20 protein-coding genes are annotated in these 24,105 nt (G+C 54.1%); 14 read left to right on the forward strand and 6 right to left on the reverse strand.

All coding sequences use genetic code 11. The annotated features are described in order from the left end of the window. Nucleotides 1-500 precede the first annotated feature (500 nt). The 10 genes from CSQ89_RS08385 (at nt 501) to CSQ89_RS23500 (ending at nt 12,202) form a co-directional block, all read left to right on the forward strand. Complete coding sequence (locus CSQ89_RS08385; protein ID WP_099405717.1) at nt 501-1,142, forward strand: AAA family ATPase; 642 nt, start codon at nt 501-503, stop codon at nt 1,140-1,142. A gap of 38 nt (nt 1,143-1,180) precedes the next feature. Then, nucleotides 1,181-1,423 (forward strand): ribbon-helix-helix domain-containing protein, encoded by a 243-nt coding sequence (locus CSQ89_RS08390; RefSeq protein WP_099405718.1) that lies wholly within the window; start codon nt 1,181-1,183, stop codon nt 1,421-1,423. Nucleotides 1,424-1,455: 32 nt separating this feature from the next. Next, complete coding sequence (locus tag CSQ89_RS08395) at nt 1,456-2,445, forward strand: replication initiator protein A (RefSeq protein WP_099405719.1); 990 nt, start codon at nt 1,456-1,458, stop codon at nt 2,443-2,445. 752 nt (nt 2,446-3,197) lie between these two features. Further along, on the forward strand, nt 3,198-6,140 hold the full coding sequence (locus CSQ89_RS08400) for a type VI secretion system Vgr family protein (protein WP_099405720.1): 2,943 nt from the start codon (nt 3,198-3,200) through the stop codon (nt 6,138-6,140). Between the two features lies 1 nt (nt 6,141). After that, a complete protein-coding gene (locus CSQ89_RS08405; protein WP_099405721.1) occupies nt 6,142-6,924 on the forward strand; it encodes a DUF4123 domain-containing protein in 783 nt (260 codons plus the stop codon). 40 nt (nt 6,925-6,964) lie between these two features. Continuing rightward, nucleotides 6,965-7,636, forward strand: a complete 672-nt coding sequence (locus CSQ89_RS08410) for a DUF3304 domain-containing protein (protein ID WP_158228943.1) — start codon at nt 6,965-6,967, stop codon at nt 7,634-7,636. Nucleotides 7,637-7,653: 17 nt separating this feature from the next. Continuing rightward, entirely contained in the window at nt 7,654-10,041 is a 2,388-nt protein-coding gene (locus CSQ89_RS08415) for a T6SS phospholipase effector Tle1-like catalytic domain-containing protein (protein ID WP_099405723.1), read from the forward strand. Nucleotides 10,042-10,063: 22 nt separating this feature from the next. Further along, nucleotides 10,064-10,567: a hypothetical protein gene (locus tag CSQ89_RS22030; protein WP_143747058.1), complete on the forward strand. Its 504-nt coding sequence runs from the start codon at nt 10,064-10,066 to the stop codon at nt 10,565-10,567. Between the two features lie 456 nt (nt 10,568-11,023). After that, nucleotides 11,024-11,713 (forward strand): substrate-binding periplasmic protein, encoded by a 690-nt coding sequence (locus tag CSQ89_RS08425; protein ID WP_099405725.1) that lies wholly within the window; start codon nt 11,024-11,026, stop codon nt 11,711-11,713. A 363-nt stretch (nt 11,714-12,076) separates the two neighbouring features. Continuing rightward, the gene (locus tag CSQ89_RS23500) at nt 12,077-12,202 is read left to right on the forward strand and encodes a hypothetical protein (RefSeq protein ID WP_255408626.1); all 126 of its coding nucleotides are present in this window, start codon (nt 12,077-12,079) and stop codon (nt 12,200-12,202) included. A gap of 1,558 nt (nt 12,203-13,760) precedes the next feature. Here the strand turns inward: CSQ89_RS23500 and CSQ89_RS22035 are convergent. Together CSQ89_RS22035 and CSQ89_RS08435 are read right to left on the reverse strand one after the other, a co-directional pair. Then, nucleotides 13,761-14,105 carry a hypothetical protein gene (locus tag CSQ89_RS22035; protein WP_139023097.1) on the reverse strand — a complete coding sequence of 115 codons (345 nt, stop codon included), beginning with the start codon at nt 14,103-14,105 and terminating at the stop codon, nt 13,761-13,763. Between the two features lie 2,000 nt (nt 14,106-16,105). Next, nucleotides 16,106-16,576 (reverse strand): helix-turn-helix domain-containing protein, encoded by a 471-nt coding sequence (locus tag CSQ89_RS08435; RefSeq protein ID WP_099405727.1) that lies wholly within the window; start codon nt 16,574-16,576, stop codon nt 16,106-16,108. Between the two features lie 211 nt (nt 16,577-16,787). Here CSQ89_RS08435 and CSQ89_RS08440 point away from each other — a divergent pair, with 211 nt between their 5' ends. Next, on the forward strand, nt 16,788-17,207 hold the full coding sequence (locus CSQ89_RS08440) for a hypothetical protein (protein WP_099405728.1): 420 nt from the start codon (nt 16,788-16,790) through the stop codon (nt 17,205-17,207). Between the two features lie 289 nt (nt 17,208-17,496). Then, nucleotides 17,497-18,066 carry an AAA family ATPase gene (locus CSQ89_RS08445; RefSeq protein ID WP_099405729.1) on the forward strand — a complete coding sequence of 190 codons (570 nt, stop codon included), beginning with the start codon at nt 17,497-17,499 and terminating at the stop codon, nt 18,064-18,066. Nucleotides 18,067-18,166: 100 nt separating this feature from the next. Here the strand turns inward: CSQ89_RS08445 and CSQ89_RS08450 are convergent, their stop codons facing one another. Continuing rightward, complete coding sequence (locus CSQ89_RS08450; protein ID WP_099405730.1) at nt 18,167-19,192, reverse strand: IS5 family transposase; 1,026 nt, start codon at nt 19,190-19,192, stop codon at nt 18,167-18,169. Nucleotides 19,193-19,258: 66 nt separating this feature from the next. On the opposite strand from CSQ89_RS08450, the gene CSQ89_RS08455 reads away from it, so the two are divergent. Continuing rightward, entirely contained in the window at nt 19,259-20,224 is a 966-nt protein-coding gene (locus CSQ89_RS08455) for a UvrD-helicase domain-containing protein (protein WP_099405731.1), read from the forward strand. Between the two features lie 238 nt (nt 20,225-20,462). On the opposite strand, the gene CSQ89_RS08460 is transcribed toward CSQ89_RS08455, so the two are convergent. Then, on the reverse strand, nt 20,463-20,753 hold the full coding sequence (locus CSQ89_RS08460) for a hypothetical protein (protein ID WP_099405732.1): 291 nt from the start codon (nt 20,751-20,753) through the stop codon (nt 20,463-20,465). A 168-nt stretch (nt 20,754-20,921) separates the two neighbouring features. On the opposite strand from CSQ89_RS08460, the gene CSQ89_RS08465 reads away from it, so the two are divergent. Then, nucleotides 20,922-21,230, forward strand: coding sequence for a hypothetical protein (locus CSQ89_RS08465; RefSeq protein WP_099405733.1), 309 nt, complete (start codon nt 20,922-20,924; stop codon nt 21,228-21,230). Nucleotides 21,231-21,356: 126 nt separating this feature from the next. On the opposite strand, the gene CSQ89_RS08470 is transcribed toward CSQ89_RS08465, so the two are convergent. Both CSQ89_RS08470 and CSQ89_RS08475 read right to left on the reverse strand, forming a co-directional pair. Beyond that, on the reverse strand, nt 21,357-22,775 hold the full coding sequence (locus CSQ89_RS08470; RefSeq protein ID WP_099405734.1) for an HlyD family type I secretion periplasmic adaptor subunit: 1,419 nt from the start codon (nt 22,773-22,775) through the stop codon (nt 21,357-21,359). Between the two features lie 14 nt (nt 22,776-22,789). Beyond that, on the reverse strand, nt 22,790-24,105 hold a 1,316-nt coding region (locus CSQ89_RS08475; protein ID WP_143747059.1), incomplete at its 5' end, for a type I secretion system permease/ATPase.

Genomic DNA, 24,105 nt, shown 5'->3' on the forward strand with positions numbered 1-24,105 from the left:
ACAGTAGCGCGAAATACTCATCCTGATCGACATGGCGGTTTGTGCACCCGGTATGTGACACGACCGCTTGTTCTACCCGGCAAGCATAGATAATGCTTAGGGCGTCATTTCTCCCCCAGCCGGAACCTCCCCCCTTGAAACGGCCGCTTATTCTACTTAATAAGGCGCGGTTAAAAGCACGCCAAGTCACACGTTTTTAATATTAAAATCATCGTTTTATGTACATTTATAACCTTTTTTAGTATTGAAATAATTGTATCTTGATATCTATTTCCTTTAGCTAGGTTAGGGTAACAGTAACTCGTTCACAGCTTCGTCGCTGCCGCAAGGTCTCTCAGCTTGGTCGCCCCTGTGCATCTACTGATCGAGGTAAAAGCACTCAAGGTGAGCTTATGACATTGGTTAGTTACCTCTCAGACATACTTTTCATCTTTTTTAATTGACATTCAATTGTGTATACATACAATTAACACCGTTTTTAATATTAAAAACGGTGAATTATGATTGTTACTGTTGGGAATACAAAAGGTGGTGTCGGAAAGACCACTCTTAGCTTGAATTTAGCTCTTGCACGTGCGCTGGCAGGCAGAGAGGTCTGGTTGATCGACGGTGACAGGCAAGGGACGGCACAAACTGCGGTTTCAATACGCTCAGAGTCTGGGGTATCTCCAGGTCTTGCGTGTGCTACCTATCCTGATGGCCCAACCCTACGCGCCCAAGTACAGCAGCAGGCCAGTAAGTTCGATGACATCATTATTGATGCAGGTGGTCGTGATTCAACTGCACTCCGTGCTGCCCTAGTGTTGTCCGATATATTGCTCGTGCCATTTGCACCTCGTTCCTACGACGTTTGGGCGCTCTCAGATATAGCAGCCCTTGTTGACGAGGCCCGTAGCGTGCGCGATGGGTTAAAAGCATTTGCTGTACTCAATTGCGCCGATCCAAGCCCATCCTCAACCGATAATCGCGAAGCGGCTGAGGCATTAGCAGATTTCCCACAATTCACTTACCTAAATACACCAATAGTCCGAAGAAAGTCATTTGCTAACGCTGGAGGTCAGGGGCTCTCTGTCCTGGAAATTTCACCACGCGACTCAAAGGCATGTGACGAATTGAATGCACTTGTTAAAGTATTGTTTTAATATTAAAAAAGTATTGTTTTAATACGGAGGTAGATTAAATGGCGATTACTATGCCAAAGCAGAAAATGCCAGCAATCCCAAGTGCTGATGCATTTATCTCAGGCGCACCAGATGCAACAGGGCAAGTGCGTGGCGTTGTGAAGGGGAACAAACGACAGATTTCATTAACCATTTCTCCTGAACTTCTAGACAAAGTTGACCAGCTTGCTAGCGAGACCGGACAGAGTCGGGCAGCTGTAATCAATCTTGCTATATATCGATTGACGCAAGCAGGCGTCTAAAAACCGACATTTATGATTTGCTGAGGTTTGTCATGAGTCAGCCTAAGTCCGTTGCAGAAATGGTTGCGGAAGTAGCCGCACGAGCTAAGGCTCAGGCGGTTGAGCGTACAAAAGCCAGCCAAACCGAATTATTTAATGATGATCCAGGGCAGAGTGCCCCGCAGCCTAGCACCAAGCTTTTACCTGACAGATACCCGACTCGGGACTTCTTTACTTGCGACTTATTTGACTATGCCCTCAAAGATGATGGCGCAAGCATGGAAGCACCTATCTTCACATTGGCTACCAAGCCAGACACGACTGAATGGCATTGGAGTAGCAAGGACGGCAATCGAAGCATCACCGTAACGCCAAGCGTTAAGGGTCGTGCATCACAGTTTGACAAGGATGTGTTGATATTCGTGGTATCGCAAATGACAGAAGGCTTGAATAGCAAACGAATAGATGCAAAAAACCGAACTGTACGATTTAGCGTGCATGACTACCTAGTCTCTACCAACAAGCCCACAGGCGGAAAGGAATATGAGCGCCTAGAGGCCGCCTTAGAACGACTGGCCGGTACTCGAATAAAGACCGACATTAAGACTGGTGGACAGCGTGTCAAAGAAGGATTTGGCATTATCGAGCGCTGGAAAATCATTGAAAAATCGCCAACAGACGAGCGAATGGTTGCTATCGAAGTCACCCTATCAGAGTGGCTATACAACTCTGTGCAGGCACACGAAGTACTAACCATTAGTCGTGATTACTTTCGCCTGCGAAAGCCGCTAGAGCGTCGATTGTACGAACTGGCTAGGAAACATATGGGCAATCAGACCAAGTTTTTAATTGGCCTCGACCTTCTCAGGGAAAAGTGCGGGAGCAAAGCAACGCTGTTTGAGTTTCGTCGCATGATTCGAGACATTGTGAAAGGCGACGGCCTGCCAGACTACAAAATGCACCTTAATGATGAAAACGACCAAGTAGGGTTCTTTTCGAAGCGCTTTGTAGGCAAATCATCCATTTTCAAAGAAGAGCTGTAGTGATACTGGCCCCTTTAGCATCGTTACATCACCCATGATATCTATCGTTACATCACCCATGTGACAGTAAATTTCCTGCAATGGAACAGAGCTTAATAAGGCGTAATCTAAGCAAGTTACCTTGATTTAGCTGCAGTGCGATGCGGCATTAAGCTGCAACGTTATATCACCCAGCAGTCAACGTTACATTGCCCATGCTCTCCGTTACATCACCCATGAACCATCGTTATATCACCCATGGAATATCGTTATATCACCCATGAAACCATCGTTATATCACCCATGCGGTGAACGTTACATCACCCATAAGATGAGCGTTAATCTCCAGCATCTACAATGCTATTAGAAGCCCTAACACGCGCGCGCGTTTTAACTCTCCTCTTAACAAAATTTAACGGCAGTCAAATACAAAAAAGAGTGAACAAATGCATGCCTAGAGTGCATGAAAACGCATGATTTTTTGCACCCTTCCGACCGGTTATTCCGCCAGTACTGACGCGGACTTGACCTAGTTTTGCAGGTGCATGAAATGCACACTATGAAGTGCGCAGGCGTGGCGGGGATACGAGCGCGCGCCAACGGTCATTAACATCATGTTTGACCCTGGCAACGCGGCTGAGCCTCCACCCCATCGGGACTAATTCCCTGCACAAGGTGACATTGTTGACGTAACGTTCTAGCCACTTACACTAGAACCCTACACAACAAAACGTCCTTGGCATTCGCCTGGAGGGTCGTCGGGAGGAAACCCCATGTCTCAGTCACCTAACGACCTGCCCAAGGCGTTGGTCCAGCTATTCGACCCGACCGCCCTCTTTGACTCGTACACGCGGCTTTACGCTATCCAGGTTGCCGGCTTGCCTGACGACAAGCTACTGGTCGAATCCTTCTGCGGCATTGAGGCGCTGTCGACGATGCCGGTAATGGCCGTCACCTGTCTGTCGACAGATGCTTATCTGGACATCGGGGAGTTGCTGGGACGGCAGGTGGCATTGCACATCAGCCTTTCCGATGGCTCCCGTTGCACCCGAACTGGTTACATCGCCGGCACCAATGATGATTCAGGCGATGGCGGCTTGGCCCGCTACAAACTGTCTATCGTGCCCGGACTTTGGTATGCCCATCGCAATGTACAGAGCCGGGTGTTTCAACAGCGCACTATTTTGAATATCGTCGAAACGGTACTCGCCGCTTATTCACCCTATGTGAGATGGCAAATCACGTCCGATGCCGCCGCTGCGGAACTCGCCACCACCCCGCTGCACTACTGTGTGCAGTACCGTGAAAGCGACTATGTGTTTGTTCGCCGCCTGTTGGCCGATGCTGGGTTGGGCTTTGTCATCGAGGAATCCAAAGAGGGTGAGCTAGGCGTGGGCGCGCAACATCGCCTGTTGATTTTCGCGGATTCCAAACAGCTGCCCGAAGACAGCAGCGCCCAGCATAGCCTTGGTGGCCGGGGCATCCGCTTTCACCGCGGCAGCGGCGCGGAAGAACAGGACACGCTGTACGAGATTCTGCAGGGCATGGACTTTCTTGGCCCGCAGGTCATCACTGCACAAGCCTGGCATGACACAGGACGGTATTCGGTAACCGCCAGCGCCGGCAGTAGTACAACCGGGCTGGAACAGTTCTACCCGCTGTCAGGCAGTCATTTCACCAACCAGTCCTTGCTGCAAGCCCGTGTTGACCTGATTGAAGCGGTGGTGGCCTGCCGTAAGGAAACCATTCGCGCCACCGGCAACATCCGCAGCCTGCGCCCGGGTCGGCGCTTTACCCTGACCCAGTACGACCGGCAGTTCTTCAGCCAGGGCCGCGACGGCAACCCGCACCTGCTGCACCGCGCCCAGCGCTTTGCCGGCGTCAACAACCTGCCCAAGGCCGCCAAGGAAAGCATTGCAGCAAAGCTGGGCAAGGATAGGCAGTTTGCCCAGCACTTCGATAAAGTCATGGCCGACTTGAATCTGAAGGATGAGATCAGCGGGACCGTCGGGCGGGATTCATCGGTGGACTTCAGCGGGTTTGCCGAGGTGGCGGAAGCGAAAGGGTATCTCCATGTCAGCCAGCTGCAACGGCTGGAACTGCCCTGGCGGCCGCTGTTCCACGCCAAGTGCGCCGTACCGGGTCCGCTGACGGCCGTGGTGGTGGGTGACGGTCCGATCCATACCGACCGACTGGGCCGGGTGAAGGTACGCTTCCCCTGGCAGCGAGGCGAAAACCCCGATGACACCGACACCTGCTGGATGCGGGTCGTACAACGCAGTGCCGGCCCTAACCGGGGTATGCAGTTCACGCCGCGCCCAGGTCATTCCGTGTGGGTGGACTTCCTTCATGGCGATATCGACCAGCCGATCGTGGTGGGCAGCCAATACACGGGCGTGGGCGAAGGCGATGCCACCTACTCGCCGGCCCGCACGACGCGCGACAGCAACACCCCATTTACGCCGCCCGACACCAAGGTGTTTGCCCAGGCCAACGACCGCCATGCGGCGGGGCAAGGCAATTTACAGGGCGGCAACAGTCCGGTCTGGCATGGTGCCGCCCCGGGGGACGATGGGCACCGCCATGCCGGTGCGTTGCTGGGGATTCGCAGCCAGTCGCTGGATGGCGAGGGCCACAATCAGCTGTTGCTTGACGACAGCGATGGGCAGTTGGCGGTACAACTCGCCACCACGCAGGCAAGCAGCCAATTGAACCTGGGGCATTTGATCCATCGTGCCGACAACTACCGCGGCAGCTTCCGCGGCGAAGGGGCGGAACTGCGCACCGATGCCTATGGCGCACTGCGTGCCGGACGCGGCTGGCTGATGACCAGCTACCGCATCCGCCACGACAACAACACCCACGAACCGGCCGGCGAGCTGGCCGGGCCATTAGCCTTGGTCAAGCAGGCGCAGCAGCTATCCCAAGCACTGAGTCAGACTACAGCCACCCACAAAGGCATTACGGCCGCCAGCCAAGTTGGCGTCAGTAAGGCCGACCAATCCTACCTCGACCCCAAACGTAGCCCACTGCCGGCCTTCCTGCACGCAGTGCAAGGGCAGGTCGATGCGGAGGACGTGAACCAAGCCCTGAGTGACGCCACAGCCAAGAACATCAAGGCCAAGCCCAACAGTGCCAAGACACCGGGCACCGTCCCCGCGATCACCGACCCGCTGATTGTGATCGCGGCGCGGGGCGGCATGGTCGCCGCCAGTGAAGATGCGTTCATCCTTGCCAAAGAAACCCAGTCCTGGCTGGCCGGGCAGCACTTCAATCTACTGTCGGGCAACCAGCTGCGCATCGACGCCAACCAGGGCGTCAGCTTTATCGGTGGGCTGGCCGAGGGGGAGAAAGATCAACAACAAGGACTCAGCGCCATTGTGGGTGAGGGCGACCTGCTGATGCAGGCGCATGATGGCGCCATCCATATCGCGTCAAAGGACAAGCTCACACTGGAGTCGGTGAATGGGACTACCACGCTGGCGGCCGGGAAAAAGATTGTGATCTGCAACGCGCATGGTTCCAGTATCACCATTGAAAACGGTGCGATGGAGGTAGCGTGCCCCGGTGAGATCAGAGTCGAGGCCAGCAAGAAGTCGTGGGTTGGACCCGATAGATTAACCGTGCCATTACCGCAATTCACCAAATCGGTCTGTGTCGATTGCATGCTCAGAGCCATGCAACGCGGCGTCGCGATTGCCAAGCAGGGGGGCTGACATGCATATCGACGCATTTCCAACGCATCTGGCAGAGGCCATTACCGGCAAGCTGCAACATGAACTCACTGACCAACCCCAACGGCAGGTCTATGCCTTGGTGGATCATCTTTTCCGATCAGACCAGGTCGGGCAGCAGGTGCTGAATGTAAAACGCTGGCCCTATATCAACCTGCTGGATCATCTGGCCGGTGCCAAAGACCCGCAATCCCTTTTGTTGCTGGCCTTACCCGACAACCCTGATGCGCTGAGTGCCGCGGTTGCTGCCCTGTGCAAGGTGTGCAGCGGTTTACCGATGCTGAGTTTCATGGTGTCGCGGGCGTCGTTGTCGGAGCTGGCCAGCCACCTACGCGCCTACACCGAAGTCAAACTGCTGCCCGATGATGAAGCGTACGTATTGCGGTTGGGCGATAACCGCATTCAAGCGGCTTATCTGGCCTGTCTGGATGCGACGCAACGTGCCGCGTTACTTGCCCCGATGGTCACGTGGATACGAATTCGCCGAGATGCGCAGTGGGAAGAGACGCGAGGTGGTGACGTACCCAAGACCGAGCCTCAGTCCCTGCCCTTGCTTGAAGCGCCACAATGGGAAGCGCTGTTTGCCGCAGGCTGGGCAGATGATGTGCTGTTCCAGGTCAAGGAAGCAAAACCGGATATCTGGCGAGACCATATGCCTTCACAACAATATGCCACGGTCACGCGCTGGTTGCGTGAAGCCCATCAGGCAGGGCACCTGACGCCTGAAGATCAACTTAATTACTGCCTTGACCTGGCGTCAACCTGAACAACGCGAAAGGCGCTGGATGTCATTTATAGGAAAAGCGATGCAGCCTGTATGGCTAATGCTGGGGTTGATGATACTGGCGGCGTGTGGCCAATCGGGCGATGCAGCGAGTACGCAGACCAAGACCAAAAAGGCGGCCGCCAAAGCAGAGGCTTTCAGTGCGACGACTTATTCCCTCAATTACAGCCATGACTATTACCTTCAATACACGGTTTATGACTTGACGGTGGCAGAAAAGCCGGCGATTGGTGGTGCGAATGTCTTTCCATTAGGTGGGGGCGATCAGGGCTGTTGCATCGCTTTGCCCAAACAATGGCGACCAGGGATGCAAGTGCTGGTGAAGTGGAGTTATGCCGACCGGGACAAGATACTCGGTAGTCTGCAGAAAGAATTAGAGATTCCAAAATACACCGAGCCGGGCAATCTGTTTGTGACCTTCCATGATGGGGTTGAGGTTGAACTGGTGGTGTCGCGCTATTCCCCCGGCCAACCGCAATGGCCGGGTCGTATCAATCAAGAACCCATGGAGCATTGCTTGGCAACCGAAAGCAAGAAAAAACTTTGTACGCAGTGGTCGGTTGAAAACATTACAAATTCACCATCTCAATATGTAGAAGGTTGTAAGGGCAAACCAAATAATGCGGATTGCAAGGAAATGCAACAATATTGCCGTGAATATGGCGGCGATGAAGAAGACTGTTCAATTGAATAACGGTACGAAGGATAGCTATGAATGTACGTTTAGCTGAATCATGCCGTGAAAATCCACTTGAACTTACCGCGGCTGAATTTAGGGTTCGTAGGCAATTGAATCCGCCGGTTATCCCGAGCGTCAAAGACCCAGCCCCCTGCAATCAGGAAATCTTCCTCAGCTTCTTTTTTGATGGCACCAATAACAACAAGTATCGGGATACCCCCGATCATGCGCAAAGCAATGTGGCGCGCTTGTTTGAGGCTTGCCTAGGTACGCCCAGCCGGATTAAGCCCACCTATGGGGGCCGACCCGATTTGCCGGTGAGCGGGGGGGTTCATCCGCAAGAGTTGAAGTACTACCGTAAAAGCTATATCCCCGGATTAGGCTCGGCCTTTCCTGAAATCAAAGATACCGGCCAAGGACATGAGCGTACCGGCGGCCTGGGGCTTGCTATGGGGGGCGAGGCCCGCATCGTCTGGGCCTTGTTGCAAATTACCGAACACCTGCACCAGATCTTGGTGGGGTGCAGTTTTCCCGATGCACAGAAGGACGGTGAGCTCGCCAACAGCGCCTTTGAGAGCCGGGAGGTGATGCTCAGGAATGCCGCGGATATGGCGGTGGTGGCGTCGCCCCTGACGCCGAGCCATGAACGCGTGGAAGCTGCACAGCGCATGGCGATCAGGCGTGACCGCATGGCGTTGCTGCGTGAGCGGGCCGAGACCCTGGCAGAAGCGGCAAGGTATCGGCTTCCGGCCAAGCCCAAGCTGACCCGAATCCATATCTCTGCCTTTGGCTTTTCGCGGGGGGCGGCGGAAGCGCGTGTCTTTGTGAACTGGCTGCTGGAAGCCTACGGCGGCAGCATTGTCGGCATTCCACTCCAGATCGATTTCCTAGGGGTATTTGATACGGTGGCGTCGGTGGGGCTGGCGCATGGCATGCTGGTGGCCGATGGCCATATGGGTTGGGCCGATGGCGAGAATCTGGCTATCCCCAGCGAGGTGCGCCGTTGCGTGCATCTGGTATCGGCACACGAGGTGCGCGGCTCCTTCCCCCTGGATTCGGTTTGTCGTGGCAATACCTTGCCTGCCAACTGCAAGGAAGTGGTGTACCCCGGTGTGCATGCGGATGTGGGGGGCGGCTACCCGCCCAAAGATCAAGGCCGTTCGCCCAGCCATGCCGACAAGCTGTCGCAGATAGCGCTGGCGCAGATGTACCGGGAGGCCCGGATTGCGGGTGTGCGCCTGGCATTGCCACAAGAAATGGGTCCTATCGTCAAAGCGATGTATGAGATTTCCCCCTCGCTCAAGCAAGCATTCAACGCCTATATCACGGCGACCCGCAAAGGCAAGGTTGAGCCGGCAGGCCTCAAGGACCCCCTCTTTCCTGAAGAAACCCAGCCGCCCGCGACCATTACCGACGTCATGCGCCAGCAATATGCGCATTACCTGGCTTGGCGCAAACTGCGCTTGGGCAATATCCACCAGTTACCGGATTTACAGGCTGCCGAGACCACGTCACGCATACAGGACATTGAAGATATAAAGCTTGCAGATGAGGAATTGCAGGAAGAGCTGAAGCTACTGCAGCAGCCCGCATTGCAACGGGCGCTGAAGGTGGCAAGTAGTGCAGCCCGAGCTGGCCCAGGCAATGTGGTCGGCGCGGCAATCTATGCAAAAGATGCCGTCGTCGCCCTGGCGCAGACAGAGAAGTTTGAAGAATGGAAAGACATCGAACCGATCTGGCGGGATGCCCGTTTGGATGCACAACAACACCAACCCATCATCGCGCTGTTTGACCGCTATGTGCATGACTCACGCGCCTGGTTCAAGTTGCAAAGTGAAGATGATGCAAACTGGTTTCCCGGTGTTGACCCCTATGGCAAAAAGACAGATGGCCAGCTCAAGAAGCTGGTGGATGCCAAGGTGGCCAAGCTGGAAGCCCAGCGAACGTTAAAGGCGCAGGAGGCAGAAACGCTGCAGCGTGAGATAGATAACAAGCAAAAGCCCGCCAAGGGCGTCACACCGCAACAGCGCCAAGCCACGTTGCAAAAAGCAAAGGAAGAAATGGCCGAGTGCGACCGTGAAATTGAAGCTTTTCGCAGTGGCAAAAAGACCTATCTGAATCGCGGCAAGCTGAATCACGAGTTCTATTACGTGTGGGGCTATCTACGCTGGCGGAAAGTCTACACAACCGGCACGCCCGCGGCGCCCAAGCGCATCTACAAGGGCATGGATCGCGCCGAGCAGCTGCGTGAACTGGATAAGCGACACAGTGAGTATATGACTGCCCTATTGAAGGGCGTGCAGGAAGGTCGTCAAGCCATCCTCCACAGTCAGGGCAATGTGGCGGAATACGATCAGTCCTCTCAATCGCTTATCCGGCATACGACGGAGTGGATGACGAAAGAGCGGCAGTCGATTTAGAGAAGCGTGCGCTTGAGCCACCTTGAAACAGGTCAACCCCATGTCGGATGAAGAGAGAAAAAAGCGCATGCAATCCATGTTGGGTACACGGGACCTGATTGCCTGGTTATGCCCTGCCTGTAACCTGATCAGCGGCAGCAGAAAAGTCGAGCGTAACGGCCGGGCGATATGCGAACGTTGCGCACAAAAGCACGACGAAGCGTATAGCTCGATAGTCAGGTGGTCTTCTATGGCGGGTGCATCCCGGCAGTTGAAACTGGAAAAAGCTTCACTGACCTATACGATGTCGCCCGACCATTGCCTGAGCGTTTTCGTGCCCGAATTTAAAATGCGCATTGAACTGCTGGATATCAAACCCGGCCATGTCGACATCTATCTCTACGCACACCGCCTAGTCGTCGATGCCGGGGAGTTGCGCAATATCGTGTTGGAATTAAGTGGCAGACCAGAAGCCCAAGCTGCACTGGACTGGTTTATTGGTCACCGGTTCGATGTGATCAATGGCTTGGACATGGCTGCCCGATGACACCATCGTCGTTTATGAGCGAACCTGCTGTTACAAGTTCCAGCCTATGTTGAAGTCTACAGCGTGACAGTTCGCAGGTTCGCGCGCGTAAGGGGGTGCGTACCTGGTGCGAACTAGTGCGCACTTTTCCCCGCTGGCCCGCGCTGTGATGATGACTTCGTCACGCGGTATGCACCGTGTCAGCGCTCTTCGGCTGATCGTTTCGCCAGAGCCTGGATAACCTCAGCGTATCTAGCCATGACCCGTTTTGCTGCGCTGCGTATAACGCGTGAGGCCTGAGGAGAACTCAGATCCATAGCAACGGGTAGGACATCGCCGTGGCGTGGCTTAATGGCGATCCCGCAAATGATCTTAGATGTCCAGGATGCGGTGCAGCAACAAATGGTCTATTACCTTACATGAGTACACTGCAGGCCACCATGCGTGCCAGTGCGATTCCGTGGAAAAGGAGTAACGATGCTGCGCGCCCAAGCTATTTTGTGCATGCTTTTTGCTGCGGTGGCCGTCCAGGCAAAAGAGACGGTTGATGAACTTCTCTTGGCGGCGGAGGAGGCTCCCCCGTACAGCATGATGGTCAATGGCAAGATTGTAGGCATCAGAGTCGACAAGATAAACAAGCTAATGAGCCTCGCGAAGCTGCCCTATACCATGGAGATAATGCCTTGGGCGCGGGCTTATAAAATGGCCTTGGAAAAGTCCAATGTGTGTGTATTTTCCACGTTACGTACAGCCGAGCGAGAGCCGAAGTTCAAGTGGGTAGGCCCGTTGGCTATATTTACCTCGGTGCTTTACGGATTGGCTGATGCAAATATCCATCTGAATACCCTGGAGGATGCGCGTCCGTTCAGGATCGGTACCCACAACGCTGACGCGCGCGATACTTCTCTGCGCGCCAAGGGTTTTATTGTTGATACTGCTATGACTGACGAAGTCAATCCACGCAAACTCTTGGCTAAGCGCATTGATCTTTGGGTCTCCAGTCAGTTAGAGGCTGAAGCGCAGATCAATGCGAATGGCTGGACTGGACAAATTGTGCCGTTACTGACCTATGACCCCATAGAAACTTATCTTGCCTGTAATCCTGGTGTCAGTGACGAGGTGGTCAATAAGCTGAATGTCATTCTCAAGGGAATGAGCAAGGACTGATGTCATTACGATTGGCCGCCGTTACGAGCACATGTCGAACGGCGGGGAAGGATTTTGCTGCTGCTGAGGCGTTGCAGCATCACGCTAAGTACTTGTCTCATGTCTGCTGCGCGTCGGCAATATGGCGTTGGAAACGGACCCTATAGGTGATCGAGTAGCCAGAGGTGAGAATTCATTGGGCTATTCGACCAGTTAATTGGTTTCGACCCGTTTCAAACGCAAATCCATAGAACGATGGTTCCGCTACTTTGTTGGCGTTCTGATAAATTTTCCTATGGGAAAATGGTGAGAGTGCTCAAGGTTCAAACAGTCAGCTTATGCGGCACTCAACGCGCAGTCATTCAATTCAAAAGTTGATAAGCAATGGCAAATGGACATGTTGTTAGCCGTACTATCGTCAAACGATACCCCGGTGGTTTCACCGTCGTTGAGGGTGATGTCATGACCGACCAGGATGGCGCACGTGTCTCGCTATTAACAGGATTATGAAAAAGGCGTCGCTATCGCAGAGCGGGAATCTGAAGCGCTGTTACAAGAAGACACCAGCAACGACTTCGAGATGTAGAAATGGTGTCCACGTACCAACATTCTCGAATGCTTGCTCGGGTGGCGCGCTCAAAATTTTCCCATGGGAAAATGTTTGGACGGCACAAACTACCGGCAATTTGACTTTGGGTAAACGCAGCGTAGCGCTCGCGTACCGAGGCCGTTGAAGCCCACTCTCGTCAGGAGAACGGTCTAGAAATTTTCCCATGGGAAAATGATTGGGCGGCACGAACTGTGATGGCGACACCCAACGGGATTATCGAGCAACTTGGTGTTCGACTTGGCCACGACGATCTTAAACACTGTGGATGCATTAACGCATAGGGAAACGCGGCGCGCAGCGGTTGATCAACTGGCAATCAGCCGATAGGTAAACGCAGTGAAGCGCTCGTGCGCCATGCCAGCCGAAACTTGCTCCCATCGAGCGGACGACCTAAAAATTTTCCCATGGGAAAATCGTTGGCCGGCCCGAACTGGGTTGGTGACATCCAAAGTGAGCACCTGGTGTCCGGCTTGGCCAAGTAACCGCAATGCTGCTCCCCCGTCCCCCTATGACGGGGATGGCACGCGGCATCGGTACGTGTTGCAGATTGTTGCAGGGGGGCCGGGGTTAGGTTCTTCCTGGGCTTTACTTGTTGCGGGTAATTCGGACCCCAATCTACCGCTAGGCGAAGGGGATTTTGTTAAGGCAACAGCGTGGCCGGGCGCAACAACGTGGATGAGTACAGGCGGTCTGCGTTACAATCGCGGTGCTTATGACTTCCACCCACGGCGTTCACCTCAGATTTGAAGCGAAATGCATTTTTGTGCCGGGTTCTCAAGGCGTGTTACGGGTACCCGGAACAGCTGAAACCCGCATCAATACAGGGTTGTTCCAAGAGATCCAGGTGTTCCGCCCGCTGCGCGCCCATGTGTGCACACGTGTAGCGTATACACACGCCCAATGTGTGCGTAGGCAGCCTCGTATACGCGTATGTAATCCGGAACATAGGGAACACTCGGAACAAAAGAAATAAATCAAAGCGTTAGTCTGTTCTTTGTTTCTAGAACGGAGAGATAGTAAGTCGAAACAAAAGTGAATTGCGTGCTATTCGATTCTGTCCTGTCCCTGGCCAGTCATAAAAAATGACGAAAAAGCAGTTTTGTCCCAGGTACAGCGAGTTTGTCCCACTTAGGTGGGACACGCCAAACCCAGTATTGACGGGGATGTCCCACTTGTCCCACTTGTCCCGCCCCATACCCGCACGAGCGCGCGTACACACAATGTGCCTCGCTCTTTTTTTATTTGTCTCGCACGTAATGATTTTCACCCGGGACAAGTGGGACAAGTGGGACATCTTTGATTTAAAAGAAGAAATGTTGTCCCGGGTAAGTGGGACAAGAGAGTTCTACCCGGGACAAATTTGTAAAGTAAAGGGTTGGTTTAGTAAAAGTAAAGGTAAAGGGTTGGTTTAAGAAGAGGAAACCAAGAACCAAGGGTGCGTACTCGCCAAGATAGGCGCTATTTGACGCATAAACAGGCATTCAAGGCATTAAAATGGCTTGGCATAGGGGTTGGTAGCCAAACGATAGTTTGATGGCTTAAAGGCGGGTTTTTGTGGCATCTTGTAGGGCGTGTAGATAATCCCGGTATCGAGGGACGGCAAACGGACCTTAACGCTACCCCATCAAGGCCGCCAAAGGCTGCTACTACGGCGCGCAGGCCCAACAATCCCGCAGCACACTCATCCGGGTTAGCCAGCGATTCCACCGACGCCTTCAGGTATTGGGCCGCCAATTCACGGTCAGCCCGCAGTTCGACGGCTTCCGCCTCATCGTGCGACACCACGCCTTTGCGTTGACTCACGTTTGTTCCTGTTTCCATTGCTTGCACCTGGGCACTGGCACAGCATTCCGGCGTGGTTTTCCACCATCAACACCCAGCTATTCCCCTGCCTGCAAATAAACACCTATTCACAGAGGTAGGGGTTGGTACTTTTCTGGTCCCGCTGCGCAAGCCAAATTATTGCCAGAAACTTGCCCATATTTTCGCCGGTTGCACGGCAAAGCCGCGCTAGCAGAACGCACTTTGGCGGCGTCTTGGACGCCCCCAAAAAAGGCCGCAAAAACCCCCAAGTTGTGTGCCCTTAACTCGTGTCAAAATCACCCCCACACCAGACGCACCGCTTTGCGGGCTGTAAGTCACTGAATTAGAAGGAATAAAATGTATACAGCTGTATACAATGTCTACGTTTCGCGTTTAAACGCTTGATTCTTAAAGGCGGTTTCTGTCTACGATGTAGACACCCCGGCTGCCTTCCAAGGCGTCCCATCCAGTGCCCGAAAAAAGGTCTCGTGCAGCACGCGGACGGGTACGGCGCGGCCCATCAGTAGTGCACCAATCCAAATGACACGCGGGCCCGGCGCGAGCATCCTCAATCATCCCCGCTGGATGAACCCTATCCCGCTAAAAGTCGTCCTTAACTTGTCCAGACAACTTCACGCCATCGACCCGCGTCTGGGTGTTAACACTGTTAACAGAAATCAACTTTAAGAATCAGGTGCTTAAATTCAAAACGTTAACACTGATAACAACTGTTAACACCATCTTTCCTTATATTTCAACGAGTTAGGAACCACAAAGTGGTGCGTCTGGTATGGGGGTATTTTGACACGAGTTAAGGGCACACAACTTGGGGGTTTTTAGGGGCCGTTTTGGGGAGTGTCCAAGTGCGTCCTGCTAGCGCGGCTTCGCCGTGCAACCGGCAAGGGATTGGCTGGCTTTTGTCACTTGATAGGAACGCGGGTATCTGCGTGGCGACCGATGAGTAGCTGTACGCATGATGCAAGCTGCTACAGGTGGGGAGGGTACTTTTCGGGTCTTGCCGCGCAAGCCAAAGCGTAAAAACCCCGACCACTGGAAGCTGCCCAGCGGCGGCTGGCCAAGTGGATCTCAGTACGTGGCAAAACACCACGGATGGCACCACGAACGTGGCGAAATGCCACGGTCAAGCGTGGCAAAACGCCACACACAATAAACAACCCCAAAAGACAAGTATTACTTCCTCACTTCGTTCGGAAGAGTCAGCCACGGCTGACGACCCTGAGCTGAGCAAGGCAGGACAAACGGGCCAATCCGTCCTGTCTACAGTCCCGGGCTTGGTTGGCGCGGTGTCTGCATGGCTCTATTTGACGCATAAACAGGCATACAAGGCCACAAATGGCAGCCAGATGGGCCTGTGGTGCCATAAGGTTCTTAATCGGCTTTATTGTGGGTTTTTGCGGGTTTTCTGATTCCCGCTGCGCAGGCCCTTCAAATGACCGCTTCGACTTGCGGGCAAGGGAGCGTTGTTGGCCAAGTTGGCTTGCTGATCGCAAAGGGCTTTCGCGGCGGTTGCACGCACTCTCTCTCTTAGTTAGTACCCCAATCAGTTGTTTCTTCCACTAAGTCGTTTATATAGGGCGGGCTTATCCAGAGTTGGACAAGCCGGATCGGGTAAAACCCACGCCGGCTGATCCGCTCAATTAAGCCTCGGATCCGTTCCGGTATAGAACCCTTCATGGGTGAACTGCATGGCGCTCATATCAGGCATAGGGCACGCTTAAAAAATAAGCGCCCGACTGAACGCTAAGTTCAATCAGGCGCTGGACGTAAAAGAAGCGCTGTTATCCACAATTCCTGTGGACCAGCGCGGGGGGCTTGGCTTCGTCGCTTCCGCTGTAGATGCAGGAATGGAAGCTAGCGATTTCCATTGCCGTACTCGCCGCAATACGTTGCACGTAAACCCAGAAAACCCGAGTCTCAGGGTTCGCATCACCGGGTAACGCTGCGCCGCTCCCTGGGTCACTTATCCTGCCGACAATGCGCTATTTGCTGCGTCGACCTTTCTGCGAGACGGTACGGTGGCGGTTCAAGGCTGGGTTTAAGCTGTTGGCCAGACCTGTCACCGATTCCAGCACTGCAGGGTTAAGGGGAGTGGTAAGGCAGAGGTCTGCCCAAGCATTTACCATGGGGCTGAGTGCTTCCGGGATGGTCAGCGTCACAAAGCCGGGCGGCGCAACGACCGCCGTGTGTGGGTCGGCTTGATCGCCAGGCCGCTTTGGTCCTTTGCCTTCAATCAGCCAATCGGAGTTCACGCCTAGTACCCGCGAGATACTGGCGATATGCCGCGCCTCGGGGTGCATGATGGTGCCGTTCTTCCACATCGTCACCGTACCGGGCGAGATGCCGGCACGACGCGCTGCTTCTCCCTGGTTATACGGGCTTTCAGCAAGGGCTTCGGTGAGTCGGGCTTGGAAGGTCATATTTAGCAGACTAAACGCTAAATAATTCAGCATGATTGCTCATACTGAATTCAGTATGCTAAATTGCAACGGTGTGACTAACGCCAGTGAGTGATAGGCAAAGCGCGCCGTTACGCGAGGTGCCACTCCTGGCGGAACCGATGGCGTTTGTGCAGCCGCACTAAATCATCCACCTGTCGATTTTTAAGCGTCCGCGTGACGCCAAGGGGATCGGCTGGCCAAGCAAAATTGAAAGGACTCTCCGATGAAAGATACCGTCTCTGTTCTGGCCGCCATGACCGCGCTCGACAATGAGCCGCGTCTCTTGGTCTCATTACGTCGCCTGCTCACGGCCCTGGCCTTGCAGGATTTGACGGCCACACCCACCTATCACGAGGCGCTGGCCACCTACACCCACGTCATCAACTCCCGCTTTGCCACCGGACTGCCCAGTGTCCTGGATGAGACAACGCCAAGCGACGACGGCAATGTGGCGGTTTGTGTGACGATTGACGATGTATCGTGCATCGAGGTCGGGCCGGTGGCATTTCTGTCACGCAGTAAGGGGGAGGCTATCGCCCAGCAGACCCTCACCTTGGTGCGCGTGGTGGGTGAGCCCATCAAGATCAACACGCATCGTGTGATCGCCGACACCATCGCCTTGGGTGACAGCATCATGCCGTGAAACGGCGTAGGCGCAGGGTGTACCCCACTGTGCAAACCCAATAGGGCGCACTATGTGGTCGAGTAGCCTGAGGGTGAGATTCCCTTGGGCTACTGGACTTGGTAACAGTCCGAGAAGAAGAATATAAACACCTGATCGGTACGGGTAGTCTTGCCACACCAAACCTGTTGCTACAGACTGAAAGCCAGTATCTGAGCCACACACAGCTTGGCATAACCCTCTCTTCGATGCGCTCAATGAAGAGATTCCCCACTAACAACATATAGCCTCTTTCATTTCCCTAGTGTCCATGAGACTAACAGCCGAACAACATGCAGTAAATCAATGTAATGAAAGCAAACTTATCGTCAATGCCTTTGCCGGTGCCGGTAAGACCACCACATTGGAAGCATTTGCTCGAAACCATCCCAACAAACGGATGTTGTACTTAGCTTTCAACAAGGCCGTTCAACTTGAAGCGGCAGAGCGGTTCCCTAGCAACGTCGAAGCTAGAACAACCCATAGCTTAGCTATGTCCGCCATAGGTAAGCGCTACAGCAAAAAACTGATATCCAGACTCAGGCTGCCTTCCATTATTGAAGCGCTGGGGTTGCCGCGTGACTATCGTCTCGCCGAACAAGTACATGAAGTGCTAGTTAACTTCTTAGGCTCAGCAGTAACTGACATTTCACAACTGATTGATCCTCTACAAGAAAATCGCCAATTTCTTGCCGATTGCGCTCAGCGTCTATGGCAGCTGATGTGTGAGCCAAATGATGATCGGATCGGCATGTTGCATGATGGCTATCTGAAACTGTTTCAGATGGGCACCTCGAATAACCCGACTTTTTGGCATTACAGCGGCGTAAGTCGACCTTGAGGTGCCTTCAGACAGCCCGTTCCGGAACTTATCACTCGTCTTGCATCTCTTTTTCCGCCCAAATTGGCCATTTCCAGCCAATCCAGATGGATTTCTGGCATCAGAAGGCCACCACGCCAGCGACCTTGAGATAGCACAAGCGTCGCAAGTTGTACCCAGCTATCTTCCAGTGCAGATTCAAGGTGGCGCGTGCCAACCCGATGCAACGTAGGGCTTTGCCCCCCATCTGCGCCAGACTCGCAAATGGGTGTTCAACACGGGCACGGATCTTGGCAATCCGTCGATTGCGACGTTTCTGGCATTCGGACAAGGGCTTGTCCGCTCTGCCTTTACGCTGGGTGTGCATGCGCCAGCCTTGTCCAATGAGCCGGGCTTCACGCTCCCCATCCACATAGCCGCGATCAGTCCACACGTCACGGCTGGTATTACCCTCGTCGAGTACGCGCTCAAAGTGCAAGGTGTCGTGCTCGCTGGCAGTGCTGACCACCATCTTCCGAATCAACTTGTAACGCTTATCAACGCTGGTTGAGACCTTGTAGCCAAAGTAAGACTTGCCGTGCTTCTTGGTCCATCGGGCATCCAGGTCTTTCTGCCGGCGCTTCGCCGGCGACCAGTCAGCAGGCATGGCGCGTTCTTGAATCATGGCTTTCTCTTCCCGGCTCACCGACTGCTTCGGGACTTGCACGATGCTGGCATCCACCATCTGACCACCGCGTGCAGTATAGCCATGCTTGGCTAACTGCCGATTGGCCGCCTCAAAGATGCTGTCACTCGCACCTGCGGCAATGAGCCGCTCCTTGAAGGTCCAAATGGTGGTACGGTCTGGAATCTGACTGCTACTGCGTAGACCGACAAAGCGCTGGAAACTCAGGCAATCGAGCAACTGGAATTCCATCTGCTCATCGCTGAGATTGAACAATTGCTGAACCAGCAGCACCCGAACCATTAATTCGGTCGGAAACGGCGGCCGGCCACCGCGGGCGCGGCTGGGTCGAGGCGCTGCTCGGTCAATGTCTGCCGCCAGTGCGGCAAAATCGACATGCGTCCCCAGGACCTTCAGCGCATCGCCCAGCTGATCAAGTTTGGCTTCACGTTCTTCACTGGCAAACAGACTGGATTTGATCATGATGGGAGGGCTGACTTTGGGATGTCAGAATCATGCCATGGATGAGAGGTTTTTCGAGGTGCCCAGATGTCTCACCCAGCGCTCCAATACGACTTTATTTTGTTCGACGAAGCCCAAGATGCAAATCCGGTCACAACTGATCTCGTGCTGAATCAGCGGTGTGGACTGGTGCTTGTTGGAGATCACCATCAACAGATATATCAATTCCGAGGAGCACGGAATGCTATGTCCAGCACTGATGGTTCAAAGTTCTATCTCACAGAGTCGCATCGCTTTGGGGCAAAGATTGCGGAAGTTGCAAACCGAATCTTGTTTGTAAAGGGAGAAACCCGGTCTATTCAAGGTAAGCGCCCAAACGATGCTGTAGGTAAGCTGACGTATCAGAAGCCATTCACAACTATCTGTAGAACAAATGCCGGTGTATTTGAACAGGCTTGTTTGGTCCCGGATGGGCATCAAATTTATTTTGTAGGGGGTATGGATAATTACCAATTCAAGAGATTGGAAGATACATACCACCTAAGGCAAGGTCGACCGGAATTAGTCAAAGACAACTATCTACGCCAATTTGAAACGTTTGAGGCGTTATCTTCATGCGCAGATCAAACAGCTGATCCTGAATTACGGGGACTGAAATATACAGTTGAAGAGTACGGCAAAGATATTCCAAAGCTAATCAGACGCATCAATTCAATGATGGTATCTGATGAAACTAAAGCTACTCGGCTACTCACAAATGCACATAAAGCAAAGGGCCTGCAGTTCGCGCAAGTCAAATTGGCAGATGACTTTATTAGCTTGAGTGATTATCAAACAAGATGCTTGGGTGGGAAGTACAAGGAATCGGAGCTGGAGGCAGAAATTAACCTACTCTATGTGGCAGCTACGCGAGCACAACAACACCTAGAAATTGATGAAGAACTACTTGAGCTTTCAAAGCCTAGTTCAAGTAAGCCCAGCGTGACCGTTAGTGCAATTAAGTCTGGCGCAGATTTGAAACCCTCTTTCTTTAAACGAGTTTTTTCCAGATAGTTATTCCAGGTGAAACTCACCTGCTTGTAATTGTACCCATTCCCGCAGATATGTCAGTTGTCGGGCGCTGTCCTGGCAGGCGGCGTAGTTTTGGGTGACGGTGTGGGCGTCATCATCGCTTGAAAGCTTGCTGTTGGCCGCGTCACCCGCCAGATTCGACCCCTGGCACATCAACGTGCAGTCGCTATTTGCGTGCCCGCGCAGCCGGGGCGACGAAACAGCGTGGTGTCACGGCCCATTAGATGGTCTGCTCGCCCGCTAACAACATGCGGGTCGTCTTCGTGACCAAATTCGTTTCTATGATGACTGCCGTATCGGCTTGGTCTTGTTCTGCCGATAAGAGATAACAGGATGTCACCACGCCGCCTGCCAATAGCTCGCGCTCATTCAGGGCAGATCGCAACGTTCCCCAATCGCCTTGTACATGGCGATCTAGCAAGGCAGCGGGTGAAACAGGGTGCTGACGGATGTATTGGACGAGTGCCGGCGTCATTAAAATCAGGCTGGGTTGAAATGGTCTGGGCGTCATCGTTCCTTGCTCCTTTTGGAATCATGCATTGTTTATGGATATTCAATGTATATCCTAACAAAAGGAGTGGTCAACCATTTTAGGATATACAACGTATATCCCATTTAAATAAAGCGCTAAGTGCTTGAAATATATACAATGTATAGCTTTTAAGCGCGCGGAATCATCATGGAATTTAAGCTGGTGAAATGGGGAAATTCAGTAGGGATTCGCTTGCCTGGGCCTGTTCTAGAGGCACTGCATGCCGCCCCGGGAACCAGTCTCTATGGCCGTATAGAAGGCAATGAGTTGATCCTGTCGCGGAATGCGATAGGTTTGGCAGTGCTAACGGAAAAGGTAGAAGCGCTTAGCCAGCAGGTTCAAACCATGACGGTATCGCAGCAAGCAGAAGACTTGGCCTCGCTGGCGGAAAAGGTGGCGGCACTGAGTAAACAACTGGATAGCGTGACGCAGCGCGTAAAAGACATTACGTCGTAATAGCCCAAGGGATTCTCACCCTCAGGCTCTCACGCAACCAGACGAGGATCTCCCGATTCATCCAGCTCCTATTGTTCAGCCAGTCCGGCATGGGTAATCGATCACTTGGCACGTCAGGTCGGATCATTAACGCTCTCGCAAGCTTTCCTGCAAATGCTCGCTCAGCGGGCTGAGGAAGTATTCAATTACCCGCCGTTTGCCGATCTTGATTTCGGCTGTCACGGCCATGCCAGGGCTGAGGTTGACCTGCTTGTTTTCCACCCGCACCGATGATTTATCGAGCTGCACTCGGGCGGGGTAGATCAGGCCGCGCTTTTCGTCTTGTACCGCGTCGTTCGATACCGTCAGCACTTTGCCGGACAAGGTGCCGTACTTGGTGAAGCTAAAGGTCTCCACTTTGACCTCTGCTTCCTGGCCGGCGTAAACGAAGCCGATGTCTTTGTTTTCGATCTGGGCTTCCACTACCAGCCTATCGTTTTGTGGTACCACTTGCAGCAGTGGGTCGGCTTCCTTTACCACCCCACCTACGGTATGAACGGCGAGTTGCTGCACCACACCGTCCACCGGGGCTTTCAGTGTCAGTAGGGTGTTGCGTTGTTCGGCTTTGACCAATTCCTGCGTCAGTGAGCTGGCCTTGATTTGCGCCTGGTTCAGCTGGTCCAACGCTGCGCGTTTGGCTTGCGCCAGCAGGCTGCTGCGTTCGCGCAGGTTTTGGGCAATGGCGTGGTCGAGTTCGCGAGATCGACTCTGTTCGGTGGCTAGGTCGCGCTGCGTTTCCATCAGGGCTTGTTCCTTTTCCAGCAAAGCATGCTTGGCCACGAAGTTCTTGTCTGCCAGACCACGGAAGTCTTCGGCCCGCTGCTTCACGATGGGCAGGGTATCTTGCAGCTTGGCGGCCCGTTGTTGGCTGGTGCCCAGTTCTGCACGGCGTTGGGCTGTTTGCTCGTCCAGCGCAGCAAGCCGGGCCTGCAGTTCAGCATACTCACCAGCGAGCAGACGGTGCTCGTCTGCCACGGAAGCAGGGGCGACATCTGCAGGGGTTTGCAATCTGGGTGGCTGTCCTTTGTTGAGCGCGTCGATCATCGCTTGGGCACGCGCAACCTGTAGGGCGGCCGAGCCACGTTCGCTCCCCAGACGGTCGCGATCGGCCCCAGCGCTGGTGGCGTCGAGCTGAACCAGCGTTTCACCTGCCCTGACGTGTTGGCCGTCGCGCACGAGAATGCGCCGCACAATGGCCAGTTCCGGCGATTGGATGATCTTGGTGCGATCGTCGGGAATCACCTTACCTTGGGCCACTGCAACCACGTCGATCTTGCCGAAGATGCTCCACAACAGCGCGATCAGAAATAGGCTGATCAGGACCGTCATGGTAAGCCGCGGAATCGGGGAGGGCGGTGTTTCCTGCAATTCCAGGGCGGCGGGCAGGAATTGCGCTTCGTAACCCAGTTTGGGTTTGGGTTCGAGTTGGTCTCGTATGGCCCAGGCGGCTTGCCACACGGCGCGGTAACGTTGCAACAGGCCTTTGAATGCTTCAAATTTCAACATGATGAATATCGCCCTTAACCTTGTTGCAAGCTGTGGAGGTGGGCGTAATACCCTTGCGGTTTGTTGACGAGGTCGTCATGGCGGCCTTCTTCAACAATTTGTCCTTTATCGACGGCGATGATGCGGTCTGCCATGCGGACCGTGGAAAGACGGTGGGCGATGATGATGACGGTACGCCCTTGGCTGATGGCGGCCATGTTGTCGCGGATAATGCGTTCGGACTCATAGTCAAGTGCGCTGGTCGCTTCGTCCAGAATCAGAATGCGTGGGTTGGTGGCCAAAGCGCGGGCAATGGCGACACGTTGGCGTTGGCCACCTGATAAGCCCGTACCATGCTCGCCCACCATGGTGTCGTAGCCTTCCGGCAACTCGACGATGAAGTCATGCGCCCCCGCCAGCTTGGCGGTGTGAATTACCGCTTCCATTGGCATGCCGGGGTCGGCCAGGGCGATGTTGTCGCGTAGTGATCGATTGAACAGCAGGTTTTCTTGTAAGACGACACCCACTTGGCGACGCAGCCATACCGGGTCGGCCAAGGCGAGGTCGACGCCATCTACCAACACCCGGCCGCGTTCCGGCACATACAGGCGCTGCACCAGCTTGGTGAGGGTGCTCTTGCCCGAACCGGACCGCCCCACAATGCCGATGACCTCACCGGGTTTGATCTGCAGCGAGATGCCGCGAAGAATTTCCGGGCCGTCGGGGCGGTAGCGGAAACCCACTTGGTCGAATTCAATCGCCCCCTCAATGGCCGGCAAGGCGGCACGGCTGCCCTGGGTGACTTCGGTACGGGTATTGAGAATATCCCCCAGCCGTTGCATGGAAATACCGGTCTGCTGGAAGTCCTGCCATAGCTGCGCCAAACGCATGATGGGCCCGGCGACTCGGCCGGCCAGCATGTTGAAGGCGATCAGCTGGCCTACCGTCAGATCGCCTTCAATCACCAACTTCGCGCCCAGCCACAGCGTGGCCACGGTAACGATCTTGCCGATCATCGAAACGACTTGGCTGGCGATATTGCCCAGCTGGCCTACCTTGAAGCTGGCAGCCACATAGGCGGCGAGTTGGTTGTCCCAACGCTCGATCACCCGCGGTTCTACCGCCATGGCCTTGATGGTCTCAACGCCATTGATGGCTTCGACCAGGAAGGATTGGTTTTCTGCGCCGCGGGCAAACTTTTGGTCCAACCGTGCGCGCAAGACCGGGGTGATCATGAACGACAACAAGGCGTAGCAAGGCAGGCTGAGCAGCACAATCAAGGTCAACCAGCCGCTGTAGTAGAACATCACGGCGATGAAGACGACCGAGAACAGCAGGTCCATCAGCAGGG

Source organism: Chitinimonas sp. BJB300 (assembly GCF_002735695.1).
Taxonomy (GTDB): domain Bacteria; phylum Pseudomonadota; class Gammaproteobacteria; order Burkholderiales; family Chitinimonadaceae; genus Chitinimonas.

Bases quoted from the DNA above. Each gene is read 5' to 3' on its own strand.
- CSQ89_RS08385 (WP_099405717.1), top strand. From the start codon at position 501: ATGATTGTTACTGTTGGGAATACAAAAGGTGGTGTCGGAAAGACCACT.
- CSQ89_RS08390 (WP_099405718.1), top strand. From the start codon at position 1,181: ATGGCGATTACTATGCCAAAGCAGAAAATGCCAGCAATCCCAAGTGCT.
- CSQ89_RS08395 (WP_099405719.1), top strand. From the start codon at position 1,456: ATGAGTCAGCCTAAGTCCGTTGCAGAAATGGTTGCGGAAGTAGCCGCA.
- CSQ89_RS08400 (WP_099405720.1), top strand. From the start codon at position 3,198: ATGTCTCAGTCACCTAACGACCTGCCCAAGGCGTTGGTCCAGCTATTC.
- CSQ89_RS08405 (WP_099405721.1), top strand. From the start codon at position 6,142: ATGCATATCGACGCATTTCCAACGCATCTGGCAGAGGCCATTACCGGC.
- CSQ89_RS08410 (WP_158228943.1), top strand. From the start codon at position 6,965: ATGCAGCCTGTATGGCTAATGCTGGGGTTGATGATACTGGCGGCGTGT.
- CSQ89_RS08415 (WP_099405723.1), top strand. From the start codon at position 7,654: ATGAATGTACGTTTAGCTGAATCATGCCGTGAAAATCCACTTGAACTT.
- CSQ89_RS08425 (WP_099405725.1), top strand. From the start codon at position 11,024: ATGCTGCGCGCCCAAGCTATTTTGTGCATGCTTTTTGCTGCGGTGGCC.
- CSQ89_RS23500 (WP_255408626.1), top strand. From the start codon at position 12,077: ATGGCAAATGGACATGTTGTTAGCCGTACTATCGTCAAACGATACCCC.
- CSQ89_RS08435 (WP_099405727.1), bottom strand. From the start codon at position 16,576: ATGCTGAATTATTTAGCGTTTAGTCTGCTAAATATGACCTTCCAAGCC.
- CSQ89_RS08440 (WP_099405728.1), top strand. From the start codon at position 16,788: ATGAAAGATACCGTCTCTGTTCTGGCCGCCATGACCGCGCTCGACAAT.
- CSQ89_RS08445 (WP_099405729.1), top strand. From the start codon at position 17,497: ATGAGACTAACAGCCGAACAACATGCAGTAAATCAATGTAATGAAAGC.
- CSQ89_RS08450 (WP_099405730.1), bottom strand. From the start codon at position 19,192: ATGATCAAATCCAGTCTGTTTGCCAGTGAAGAACGTGAAGCCAAACTT.
- CSQ89_RS08455 (WP_099405731.1), top strand. From the start codon at position 19,259: ATGTCTCACCCAGCGCTCCAATACGACTTTATTTTGTTCGACGAAGCC.
- CSQ89_RS08460 (WP_099405732.1), bottom strand. From the start codon at position 20,753: ATGACGCCCAGACCATTTCAACCCAGCCTGATTTTAATGACGCCGGCA.
- CSQ89_RS08465 (WP_099405733.1), top strand. From the start codon at position 20,922: ATGGAATTTAAGCTGGTGAAATGGGGAAATTCAGTAGGGATTCGCTTG.
- CSQ89_RS08470 (WP_099405734.1), bottom strand. From the start codon at position 22,775: ATGTTGAAATTTGAAGCATTCAAAGGCCTGTTGCAACGTTACCGCGCC.